Annotated in this window: 8 protein-coding genes; 4 read left to right on the forward strand and 4 right to left on the reverse strand. The window is 60.6% G+C overall.

The annotated features are described in order from the left end of the window. Positions 1-163 precede the first annotated feature (163 nt). From NRB16_RS06360 to NRB16_RS06370, 3 genes are all read right to left on the reverse strand, one after another. Complete coding sequence (locus NRB16_RS06360) at positions 164-3853, reverse strand: translocation/assembly module TamB domain-containing protein (RefSeq protein ID WP_257105730.1); 3690 nt, start codon at positions 3851-3853, stop codon at positions 164-166. After that, on the reverse strand, positions 3850-5574 hold the full coding sequence (locus tag NRB16_RS06365; RefSeq protein WP_257105731.1) for an autotransporter assembly complex family protein: 1725 nt from the start codon (positions 5572-5574) through the stop codon (positions 3850-3852). The genes NRB16_RS06360 and NRB16_RS06365 overlap by 4 nt, the downstream gene beginning before the upstream one ends. A 67-nt stretch (positions 5575-5641) precedes the next feature. Continuing rightward, entirely contained in the window at positions 5642-6304 is a 663-nt protein-coding gene (locus NRB16_RS06370) for a GNAT family N-acetyltransferase (protein ID WP_045490900.1), read from the reverse strand. 185 nt (positions 6305-6489) lie between these two features. On the opposite strand from NRB16_RS06370, the gene xthA reads away from it, so the two are divergent. The 4 genes from xthA to NRB16_RS06390 all read left to right on the forward strand — a co-directional run bounded on the left by xthA (position 6490) and on the right by NRB16_RS06390 (position 11451). After that, on the forward strand, positions 6490-7302 hold the full coding sequence (gene xthA, locus NRB16_RS06375) for an exodeoxyribonuclease III (RefSeq protein ID WP_257105732.1): 813 nt from the start codon (positions 6490-6492) through the stop codon (positions 7300-7302). Between the two features lie 105 nt (positions 7303-7407). Beyond that, positions 7408-8742: a substrate-binding domain-containing protein gene (locus NRB16_RS06380; protein ID WP_045490898.1), complete on the forward strand. Its 1335-nt coding sequence runs from the start codon at positions 7408-7410 to the stop codon at positions 8740-8742. Between the two features lie 85 nt (positions 8743-8827). After that, a complete protein-coding gene (locus NRB16_RS06385; RefSeq protein ID WP_257105733.1) occupies positions 8828-9736 on the forward strand; it encodes a LysR family transcriptional regulator in 909 nt (302 codons plus the stop codon). Between the two features lie 1178 nt (positions 9737-10914). Further along, positions 10915-11451, forward strand: a complete 537-nt coding sequence (locus NRB16_RS06390; protein ID WP_045490896.1) for a DUF4880 domain-containing protein — start codon at positions 10915-10917, stop codon at positions 11449-11451. 61 nt (positions 11452-11512) lie between these two features. Here the strand turns inward: NRB16_RS06390 and NRB16_RS29585 are convergent, their stop codons facing one another. Beyond that, the gene (locus NRB16_RS29585) at positions 11513-11668 is read right to left on the reverse strand and encodes a transposase (RefSeq protein ID WP_257107372.1); all 156 of its coding nucleotides are present in this window, start codon (positions 11666-11668) and stop codon (positions 11513-11515) included. Positions 11669-11674: the final 6 nt, after the last annotated feature.

The following is an 11674-nucleotide window of genomic DNA, read 5'->3' on the forward strand; positions in this document are numbered from 1 at the left end:
GGATCCTTGTTCAAGATGATCTGGATGGGATCGGCAGTTAAGCATGAATCAGTCATATGACCTAGAGGCTACAAGACACCTTAAAGCACGCTCTGATCGGTCCAGCCGACCCATAAAGGCGAATGATTCTCAACTAATCCATGCCACTTGTCTACTGGCCGCCTCAGAAATCCCGCTTATAGAAGATATCCAGTGAGCTGGCCAGGCCACTGGCTGCCTCCAGATACACCCGTTTACTCAGCAGATAACGCAGCGCGATGGTATTGGCCGGCTCAAAAACTCCAACGCCATAACGCAAGCTGAGCTTGTCGGTGATCTTGCCGCTGGCCACCACACTGGTCTGATTGCCGGTGCCAGCCGTATCGAGCTCAAAGTCCTTGATCCCAAGGTTACTGGCCAGCTTGCCGGTGGTTCCGGCGCTGCCCGCCACCCCCAGAGCCAATGCCGCCTGGGCAACCATATTGTTGTCTTCGCTGTTGGTGCTCAGCGGGCGGCCCATGACCAGATAGGACAGCGCCTGCTCCTGGCTCATGGCCGGCTCAGAGAACACCGTGGTGGTCGGTTGTTCGGCACTGCCGCTCAGGCGGATCCCGGCCACCACTTCATCGACCTGACGAATCGCTTCGATATCCAGATACGGCTGGTCGATCGGCCCGACGAAGAACAGCCGTGCCTTACGAATGGTCAGGCGCTGGCCGTAGGCGCGGTAGCGGCCATCGTTGAGGTTCAGTTCGCCACGGGTGTCGAGGTTGTCACCGATGTGCACACGACCGGCCAGGTTGGCGGTCAGACCAAAACCGGAAAAGGCCAATTGCTCTTGCCCGACCAGCACATTGATATCCATGGCCATGGCCAATGGCGGCGCGCCCTGCTCGGTCTGCTGGCCGACGATGACCGTGTCGCCGGAGACCTTGACGGTTGAGGGCGGCAACTCGCGCACCGTGATTCGCCCTTTGGGCACCTGCACGGTCCCGGCGATTTTCAGTTGACCGCCTTGCAGGGTGATATTCAGGTCGGGTGCGGCCTCAAGTTCCGCGTAAGGCTGGACCACGATCGGCAGGCGAGTGCCGCGCACCCGCACATCCACTGCCAGGGCGTCGCCCCAGGCCAACTGACCACTCACGTTACCCTGGCCAACATCGCCGCTTTTCCAGCCGCCGCTGAGCTGCACGTTCTCGCCGGCGATCTGCGCATTCAGACGCAGATCCTTGACCTGCAAGGGCAACTCAGGCCCGCTGACTTCACCGCCTTCCAGGCTCAGGTTGCCGTTGACCAGCGGCGCCAGCAGCCCGCCAGAAATCCGCCCGCTGCCACTGAGGCGACCCGCCAGGGTCTGCACCATGGGCGCAAACGGCCGCGCCACGGCAACATCCAGGCCGCTCAGCGAAAAGTCGCCGCTGATCGGCTTGTTGCGCGCCAGCGGATCGATCCGCGTATTGAGCAGCAAACGTCCGAGCCGGTCACCGTCGAACTCCAGCCGTGAGTCGATGCGTTTGGGGGTCAGCTTACTGGTCAGTTGCAGGGTGCGGTACGGGAAGTCCAGCCATTGCTGCTGGTCGCGAATACGCAAGGTCCCACCGCCGGCATCCACACTGATCTGCCCCGTTGGACCTGCGGCCGGCAGGTCCAGGGCCACATCGGCATTGAGGATGCCGCGCCAGGCGAAGTCCTTTGGCATCCATTGCGCCAGGCTGTCGATAGGGAAATTCTTCAGTTGGTAGCGCAAGCGCGGATCGGGCATCAGCCGCTGATTTTCGCCACACAGGCTGGCGTTGCCCGATAACCAGCAATGCGCGCCAAAATTGAGCGTGCCGCTGGCAAGGTATTCCAGGCGCGCCGGCGCTTGCAGGCGCCACTGCTGACCACCGCTTTGTACTTCACCGCTGGCCAGCCGCCCGCGCCAGTTGCCTTGATCCAGATTGCCGTCCAGCGCCAGCGCCAGTTTCAACAACGGCCCTTGCAGGTCGACGTTCAGTTGCTGGCTCTTTAACGTGCCTTGAGCGTCAGCCTGCAGCGTGCCCAGTCGCGTGTCGCCACTCTGGATGCCATCGCCCTTGAGGCTCAGGGTCGCGCGCTGCGCCTGATCAAGCTTGCCATCCAGATTCAGGCGTTGCAGCCGATTATCCTCAAAGCCCAGGCCGCTCCCCGCGAGCTTGACCAGACCTTGCGGAGCTTGCAGCGTACCGGACACCTCCAGTTGCCCCCTGGCCTGACCTTGCAGCCCCGGCCACAGCTGCGCCAGACGCGGCAGGTCAAGACTCAACTGCCCGCGCAGGCGCTGATTGAGCCCGCCTTTACCCTGGATCCGGTTGTCGCCCAGCCGCACCAGCAGGTTGTCGAGTTGCCATTGCTGACCATCGCCCGCCGCCTTGGCCTGCAACGCCGCCGGCTGGCCACGCAGACGACCGGCAAGGTCCAGATCAGCCAGCAGCTCGAGCGTGTCGCCTTGCATGCTGCCCTTGCTGCGTAACTGACCGCCCAGGGTGCCGGGCAGTTGCGCGACCCAGAAGGCCGGGTTCAAAGCGCTGAGTTTCAGATCGGTGTCCCACCCCACCCCCTCGGCAAACGCCAGATTCAGATAGCCGCTGGCCTTGCCCTGCCCTGCCTCCAGTTCAAGCTGTGGCAGATAGACCGCTTGCAGATCGCCACTGAACGGGCTTTGCAGGCTGAACGCACCGGCCGGGCCATCAGCCTTGGCGCTGAAGTTGCCCAGGTACTTGCCATCGGTGTAAGACACCACGGCCTTGAACTGACGCACCGCCACCGGCGGCTCGGCCACTGCCGGGTACAGGCGCTGCCAGGGGAAGTCCAGCCAGTCCAGGCTGGCATCGGCTTTAAGGCCTTCAGCCCAGCCCAGCGTGCCCTTGAGGGTGACGCGTTGCTGCTCGCTGGCGGTCAACTCCAGCCCGGCGATCTGCGCACCGGCCGCATCCACCTTGCCCTCCAGCCGCAATGCCACCGGGCCTTTTTCTGCTGGCAGGCTGGCGTTGCCGTGCAGCTGATAGCCCTGCTGCAGATTGCCCGCGGCAGTCAGTTGCAGCTTTTCCAGGGTCAAGGTGTCGGGCAGATCGGCACTGGCCTTGAATGCCTCGCTGGTGATGTTCAAGCGTGCCGGCAACTGCTCGGCCAACGGCTGCAGCTCAGCGCTGAGCAGCGCGTCCAGATAGCCGCTGCTTTGCCCTTGCAATTGCAGGGTCTTGCGCAGATCGCCCTGAATATCCAGCGCCAGCGTCCAGCTTTGCTCGCCTTGCGGCGGCAGTTGGACCTGACCCTGAATGCTCAGCGGCCAGTCACCGACCGGCTGCAACAGCCCGGACACGTCCACTTGCAGATCATCACGTTGCAGGTGGATCCGGTCGATCTGCAGCCCTGCGGCGGTCCAGTGTGCGGCCAGTTGCAGGTCTTGAAGTTGCTGCACGCCGTCGATCTGCAAGCTGGCGATCTGGATGTCCTGAACCTCGATGCTCAATGGCAGGCTCAGGTCTGGCAATTGCAGCGGTCCGCTTGGCGTGTCAGCTTCGCTGGCCGGCAATTGCAGACTGATCGGGCCGCTATGCAGACGTTCAATGCACAGCGTCATGCGCCACAGACAAGCGGGCGACCAGTCGAGCTCGGGATTGACGACCAGCACCCGCTGCTGCCCCTGTTGCCAGTGCAGTTTTTCGGCCTGCCAATGCCCACCCAGCCGGCCACTGAACTGCTCGACCTGCAAACCCGGCACCTGGCGCAGCAGCCATTGGCTGCCAGCCTGAGTGCCGAGCAGACCGGACAGGACCAGCAGCAGAACAATAATCACAGCCAGCAGGCTGAGCGCGGCGATCATCAGGCCACGTCCGATGCGGCGAGTATTCATAGTTCCGGCCCCATGGAAAAGTGCAGGCGTACGCCACCATCGCCATCGAGCGGATGGGCCAGGTCAAGGCGCAACGGACCGACCGGCGACACCCAGCGCACACCAAAGCCGACCCCGGTCTTCAGGCTCGGCAGGTCCAGATTATTGAAGGCGTTACCCTGGTCGACGAATGCCGCAAGGCGCCACTTTTCGGCAATCGAATACTGGTATTCAGCGCTGGCAGCGACCATGTAGCGGCCACCGATCCGGTCACCATCGGAGTTGGTCGGTGACAGGGTCTGGTAGTCATAACCCCGGACGCTCTGGTCACCACCGGCAAAGAAGCGCAGTGACGGCGGAATTGAGGAATAGCCATTGGTCCAGTTGCCGCCGATCTGCACCCGGCCCAGAAAGCGGTGATTCTGGCCCAGGGTGGTCAGGCCCTTGGCCATGGCGCTGCCGCGCAGCAGGTTGGTATCGGACAACATACCCTCGGCCGCGACCTGAGCATCGAACTGCAACCGATAACCGTTGTGTGGGTCAATCCGGTTATCGCTGCGCAGGAATGAATAGCTGACACCAGGCATCAGCAACGTGCTGAGCCCGGAATCATCGCCAAGCCGATACTCTTCGCGCTGCCATTTCAACGACACCACCCGCTCCCAGCCGCTGGGCAACTTGCTATGCCACTCCGGGCCAAGGGTCAGCAGTTTGCTGAGGGTGTCAGTGCCGGCGATCTCTTCATACTGATAACCACCGGCATACCGCAGCTTGTCAGTCAGCGGCGGGTCGAGCGGCACATCGTAGTACAGACCGATGTTCTGCCGGGGCGCCGACAATTCCGATTCGAAGCCATAACTGTGCCCTTGGGGGTTGGCCCAGTGGCGGGTCCAGTTGGCTTTGCCGCGCGGCCCGACGTCGGTGGAAAAGCCCAGCCCCAGGCCCATGGTCCGGGGCTTGCGGGTTTCAAGCTGCACCGTGACCGGGATGACCTGGCCTTGCGCGGCGGTCGGCGCCGCATCGACCCGCACGCCTTCAAAATAGCCACTCGATTGCATGGTCTGATTGAGTTCGGCGATCAGTTGTGAATCGTAGGGGGTGTTTTCCTTGAACGGCACCATGCGGCGCAGCAGGTCCGGGTCCAGCGGTGTGTCGCCGCCGAAACTGACCGGCCCCAGCACATAGCGCGGGCCGCTGTCATACACCAGCTCGATATCCGCCACGGCGCCCTGCGGGTCGACCCGCAGTTGCTGGCGGCTGAAACGGCCGCTGAAGAACCCATAGCGTGAGGCCTGGTTCTGGATCAGCTTCTTGGCGTCTTCATAGAGCCCATGGTTGAGCGGTTTGCCGGGTTGCAGCGCTTCACTTCTGGGCACCTTGAACGCCGCCATTTGAGCAGCCGGGCCTTCGACCCGTACGGTGACCTTGCGCAAGCGCACCGGCTCGCCCGGCTCGATCCGGATAATCAGCTGCGGCTGTTTGCCATCGCGAACCTCGGTATCGATCCTGGCCTGGTAATAGCCCAGCGCCTGCGCAGCGGTCTGCGCCTGCTGCACGGCGCCCAGGCGAAACTGCTCCAGCGCCTGGGCATCACGATCGCCCAGGCTGCCGATATAACCTTCAACGTTCTCCTTGAGCGCCGCGTTGGCGGGACTGATATCCACCTCCAGACGCGCCTGGGCATGGACCGTGGCGCTCATGGAGACAACGAACAAGCTGCTGAATAATCTGGAAAGCTTCATGGGTCCCGATGCTAACACGACTCAGTGGCACACCCGTGAGCGTACAAAGCGTCGAAGTTTCAATCCCTTAGGTAGCAGGTTGCGCCAAAGCCCGTGGACTTGGGTGAAAGAACACATGCTCACGAATCGGTCCTACCGCCACTTCACCGATTTGCTCGTAGCCCTGCTGTTTATAGAATTCAAGATAGCGGGGATTTCCAGTGTCGAGGACCACGCCACGTGAATGCTCATCAACTGCGCACCAGTCATGCAGCGCCTGCAACAGCCGTTCAGACAAGCGCTGGCCCAGCACCTGGCCCTGATAGGCGGGGTCCAGACCGACCAGCGGCAGCACGTGCACCGCTTGGGTCGGCAGGCAAGCGAGCACCGCGTTGTAGTAGTCCAGATAGCGCTGGGTGCAGCTCAGGCCGGTGCTGAGCACCATGCGCAACCGCCACGCCCAGCTTTCGGTCACCCCCAGCCGACGCTGCGGCGGCGCGATCAACGCCACGCCCGCCAGCCTGTCCTCGACAAACAGCCCCAGCGCCGGCAAGTCCTGCAAAAAGTGCTGCTTGACCAATTCCCTGACCGTGGCCTTGACCCGTTGCTCGTAGCCCGCCCGCTGGGCATTGAATACGTAAGAGAAATTAGGATCGTTGCGATAGGCCTGAAACAGCAGATTACGGGTTTCACGACTGTAACCGCTGTCGAGTTGACGGATATCGATCTGGGGGGCAGTAGAGTCAGGCATACAACAAACCTCGTGATAAAGGGCAGCGCAGATACAGCAACGCTCGGGATGCACTGGGTCAGAGTCATGGCCATCTGCGACAGTTCCAACAAAATTCAGGCCTTGTAACAGCCGTTCACAAGGCTGGCCCCGAACTCACAGGTTGGTTAGCATCGCGGTTTCGTTTTTGCCAGGACCTGCATGTCATGAAAATTGTCTCGTTCAACATCAATGGCCTGCGCGCCCGCCCCCATCAGTTGGCGGCGCTGATCGAGAAGTACCAGCCGGATGTGATCGGCCTGCAGGAAACCAAGGTCGCTGACGAACAGTTCCCCCAGGCCGAGATCGAGGCGCTGGGCTACCACGTGCATTACCACGGGCAAAAAGGCCATTACGGGGTCGCGCTGTTGTCGAAGAACATGCCGCTGGCGCTGCATAAAGGTTTCGATACGGATGATGAAGAGGCCCAGAAGCGTTTCATCTGGGGTACCTATGCCGACCACAATGGCCAGCCGGTGACCATCATGAACGGCTACTTCCCGCAGGGCGAAAGCCGCGACCACCCCACCAAGTTCCCGGCCAAGCAGCGCTTCTACAGCGACCTGCAGGCGCTGCTGGAAAGCCGCTTCAGCAATGACCAGGCGCTGGTGGTGATGGGTGATGTGAACATTTCTCCGCAGGATTGCGATATCGGCATCGGTGCCGACAACGCCAAGCGCTGGCTGAAAACCGGTAAATGCAGCTTTTTACCTGAAGAACGCGAGTGGATGGAACGCCTGAAAAACTGGGGGCTGGTCGACAGCTTCCGCCATCTCAACCCTGAGGTCAGTGATCGCTTCAGTTGGTTCGACTACCGCAGCCGGGGTTTTGAGGATGAACCCAAACGCGGCCTGCGCATCGACCTGATCATGACCACTCAGGGCTTGCTGCCACGGGTCAAGGCGGCAGGGATCGATTACGACCTGCGCGGCATGGAAAAACCCTCGGACCATGCACCGATCTGGCTGGAACTGAGCTGAGCCATCGGCGCCATCGGCGCCGGCGACGTCTGGCGTTGCGGCGTCATCGCGCCGTCATATTTGTGTCTTAATCTTGCGGCACTTGCATGCTTCAAGGTGATGTCGATGTTTCGTGCGCTGCTGTTTGCGCTGCTGCTGGCAGGTTCAATGCTGTCCGTGGCGGCGCAGACCGCGCCGGACAGTCCGGCCCCGGTCTTGCGCCTGCAAGGCTCCAATACCATCAACGCTCAGCTAGGCCCTAGGTTGATCGAAGGCCTGATGCGCGAACAAGGCCTGCAGCAGATACAGACCCGTGCCAGTGCAGTGGCCAATGAACAACGTGTCACCGGCCAGGATATCGACGCCAGCATCTGGCAGGCACAGGTCGCCGCGCATGGTTCCAGCACCGGTTTCAAGGCACTGCAAGGCGGCCTGACCGATGTCGCCGCTTCGTCGCGACCGATCAAGCACCAGGAGCTGCTGGCCTTGGCCAGCCTGGGGGATCTGCGCAGCCCACAGGCCGAGCACGTGATTGGCATTGATGGCGTCGCGGTGATCGTGCATCCGGGCAACCCGCTGCGCCAGCTCGACACCCAGACCCTGGCGCGTATTTTCAGCGGCGAAATCAGCGACTGGCAGACCATTGGCGGCACGCCTGGGCGAATAGTGCTGTATGCCCGCGATGAGCAATCCGGGACTTGGGAAACGTTTCGTGAGCTGGTGTTGACCGCGCATGCCAAAGCGCTGTCAGCCGGGGCGCGACGGCTGGAGTCGAGCGAGCAACTGGCCGACGAAGTCAGTCGCACGCCCAACGCCATCGGTTTCATCGGTCTGCCTTGGGTCCGCCGCGCCCGCGCGCTGGCCATTGCTGACGGCGACGCGCAACCGCTGCTGCCGACGATCGAATCGATTGCCACGGAAGACTATCCGCTGACGCGGCGGCTTTACTTGTATCTGCCGCCGCACCTGCAAAATCCCTGGGCGCAGGCTCTGGTGCGGTTTGCCCAAAGCCGCCAGGGGCAGGCGATTGTTGCCGCCAGTGGCTTCGTGGCACAGCAGATCCAGACCATACAGACGCGCCCCGACCTACAGATGAGCAGTCAATACCAGGCATTGAGCCGCCACGCGCAGCGGTTGTCAGTGAATTTCCGCTTTGAACAGGGCAGCGCCCGGCTGGATAACAAGGCATTGTTTGACGTGCAGCGCCTGGTGGATTACCTGAGCGCCCATGACAAACTCGATCGACAGGTCACCCTGGTGGGGTTTGGCGATGCCAAGGACGACCCGCAACGCGCCCTGCTGCTGTCGCGCCTGCGGGCCATGGCGGTGCGCCGTGAGCTGCTGCGCCATGATGTGATCCTGCGCGACGTGCTGGGCCAGGGTGAGGACATGCCGGTCGCCGATGACGACACAGCGCAAGGGCGAATCCGCAATCGCCGGGTGGAGGTCTGGGTGCACTGACCAGCAGGGTGGCGTGCAGTTGCTGCAGGCACGGCTATGATCAATTTGAACATGGCCGTGGGCCACGACAAGAGGCGCCTGCACGATGACGCTGCATAAAGTCGATCTGAATCTGTTCGTGGTGTTCGATGCCATTTACACCGAGTCCAGCCTGACCCGCGCCGGGCAAAATATCGGTATCACTCAGCCGGCCGTTTCCAATGCGCTGGCGCGGCTGCGCGAAACCTTCAATGACCCATTGTTCCTGCGCACCGCGCACGGCATGATCCCCACCCCGATGGCCCGGCGGATTGTCGGCCCGATCCGTAACGCCCTGTCGCTGCTACAGGTGTCGGTGCAGCAAAGCCGGGGTTTCGATCCTTTGCTGAGCAACAGAACCTTGCGCATCAGCATGAACGACCTCAGTGAGGTTTTATTGCTGCCCAGGCTGCTGCAACGCCTGCAGCAACTGGCGCCAGACCTGTGCATCGAAAGTTTTGGCAGCCGCCACCACGAAATTCCCCAGGCACTGGCGGCAGGACACCTTGATCTGGCAATCGACGCGCCCGCGCCGGGCGATGCACAGATACACCACCTCAAACTCCTTGAAGACCGCTACGTGTGCGCAATGCGCAAGCAGCATCCGCTGGCGCAGCATGACACTCTGGAACTTGAGCAATACCTTGCCCAGCCGCAGATTCTGGTGGCCCACCCGCGTGACAAACCTCATAGCATTGACCTGGCACTGGCCAGGCTAGGCCGGCAACGACGCATCGCCCTGCGCTCGCGCAATCACCTGATGGCCTGGCACGCCCTGCAACAGACCGACCTGATCATGACTGTGCCGGAACACTTCGCTCGTCAGCACGCTCTGCATTGGGTCAATCTGCCGGTCGAACAACCCGCCTTACTGGAAACCCACCTTTACTGGCATGAAAGCACCGACCATGACCCAGCCAACCGCTGGATGCGCGAACAGCTGATCGAGCTTTGCCTGGCGATGTGGCTGGAATAGCCCACCTGAAGCGCTGGGTAACAGGGTTTGCGCTTGACAGCAGCACGCGCGTCGGGCAGCACGTGCGACACCTTGTCACACAGTGTTACCCTTGTTGATGAATGCATCAGGATTCGGGTAGCACGGAAACATTTCAATTGCGTGACTCGGCCTACAGCAGGACGATGCACGGATGAAATCCCCGGATTACGGGGCTTTTAAAAAGTTGGCACGGCTTCTGCTATATATTCCAGTACAACAAGAACAAAAAACGCGACACACCAATAAAAACAAGATGTACGGCTCTGACATAACAAGAACAACACGCACAGAGGCGCAGCCAACAGATTTTTTTGGAGTCGATAGTTTTCCGGGGCTTTGTCCTCGCAACCCGTCAAAGAACAACAAGACTGCCCAAGGCAGCTGCCCGACTGGTTGGATCGTTTGATGAAAGCTGATCAGCGCTCAAAAAAATACGTTTGCTCTTGATCCCGTATGGGGATCGCCAAAGCGGTAACGGGTACGGTCACCAAAAACAACAACAGGCCACCCGAACAATAAAAAGAGCATACCAAGAAACCTTGAAGGGGAGCCCAGGCTCCCCTTCGTGCTATGTGCGGTACAGCCACTGCCCATGCAGGGCCCTTACCAACCTCTTCACGACCAGGACGGATCGCCGCCCGGCGCTCCCACCCCGATTCTGATCTGAAATGAAGTGCGACCAAGCGGGCAGCAAGAAGAGTCGTATACCCTAGAGAAAATCCATCAGTGCGGGGCAATGGATTGTAAATTTCAATGAGGGGCAAAAAAGCGTTGACCTAAAAATGATAATGATTATTATTTCATCAGCTGGTCGCGAGACCGGCGGATAACCCTGAAGTCTTAGGTCGACTCCAGGATTATCTCCTCATCAGGCTAATCACGGTTTTTGACCCGGCTTTTTGCCGGGTCTTTTTTTTGGTTTTTTCTCGCTGCTTCAGGCTAATGAAGTCTTTGCTGTTGCTCATGGGCGGCATCATAGCAAAGCGATATTGAACTGCGTCATAGTTTTTAACTCATACCTCTATGAAAATTGGCAATTGTTGACACTTTTCACTTGAGAATGATTCTCGACCTCACTAATCTGTACGCATGTCACGGGTGACATCCCTGAACCAAGGACGTCCCCGCCCTCCACGCAAGATCAGCGAGCGTAGAACATGAGTAGCCAACTCTCATCTTTACTGCATATGCCCATCCGGACCGACGCTGAGGCCACTACGCAAACGCTCGAACTGACCCGACGCCTGGGCAAACTGCCGCGGCATATCCGCCAGGTATTTCTGCTTAGCCGCCTGGAACAGCTCTCGCACACCGAGATCGCCAGCTTCATGGGGATTGCCACCGACAAGGTCGAACGCGCCATGTTGCGGGTCATGCATCACGCGCACCGTGACCTGGCGGACACCCACGCGCCATTGGCGACCCACGATCAGGCCGACGCCTGGTATATCCACTTGCAAAGCCCGGCGGCGACTGCCAGCCAGCGTATCGAGTTTCGTCACTGGATCGACGCCGATCCGGCCAATCTGGCGGCGTTCCAGGCCAGCGAGCGGCTCTGGCGGCAATTGCAACCGGCGGCTGCACTTCTGGGCGCCTCTGGCTGGCACCGACGCAAACGCCGCGGCTACCTGGGCTGGTACTTGCTGACGGCGTTCATTGGCAGCCTGATGGTGACTGCCGAAGCCTTCAGCTGATCACTAATGACCGATCGACGACTGAAAAGCCCGTCAAGATCCCTTTGACATCCTCCCCGCCCTAAAGGGCGGGGATTCCCACAATTGGACGCTCATGCCCGAGCGCGAGAATGTTCTTTGCGGCGTTGACGTCGCGGTCGTGGGTGGCACCACACCCACAACAAGTCCATTCCCTTATTCCAAGCCCTGCGATACCTCTCGGCCTCGAGTCCGGCAATTGCTT

This window comes from Pseudomonas sp. LJDD11 (genome assembly GCF_024584215.1).
In the GTDB taxonomy this organism is placed as follows: Bacteria; Pseudomonadota; Gammaproteobacteria; order Pseudomonadales; family Pseudomonadaceae; genus Aquipseudomonas.

Excerpts from the sequence above, each read along its gene's own strand:
- NRB16_RS06360 (WP_257105730.1), bottom strand. The coding sequence starts at position 3,853 with ATGAATACTCGCCGCATCGGACGTGGCCTGATGATCGCCGCGCTCAGC.
- NRB16_RS06365 (WP_257105731.1), bottom strand. The coding sequence starts at position 5,574 with ATGAAGCTTTCCAGATTATTCAGCAGCTTGTTCGTTGTCTCCATGAGC.
- NRB16_RS06370 (WP_045490900.1), bottom strand. The coding sequence starts at position 6,304 with ATGCCTGACTCTACTGCCCCCCAGATCGATATCCGTCAACTCGACAGC.
- xthA (WP_257105732.1), top strand. The coding sequence starts at position 6,490 with ATGAAAATTGTCTCGTTCAACATCAATGGCCTGCGCGCCCGCCCCCAT.
- NRB16_RS06380 (WP_045490898.1), top strand. The coding sequence starts at position 7,408 with ATGTTTCGTGCGCTGCTGTTTGCGCTGCTGCTGGCAGGTTCAATGCTG.
- NRB16_RS06385 (WP_257105733.1), top strand. The coding sequence starts at position 8,828 with ATGACGCTGCATAAAGTCGATCTGAATCTGTTCGTGGTGTTCGATGCC.
- NRB16_RS06390 (WP_045490896.1), top strand. The coding sequence starts at position 10,915 with ATGAGTAGCCAACTCTCATCTTTACTGCATATGCCCATCCGGACCGAC.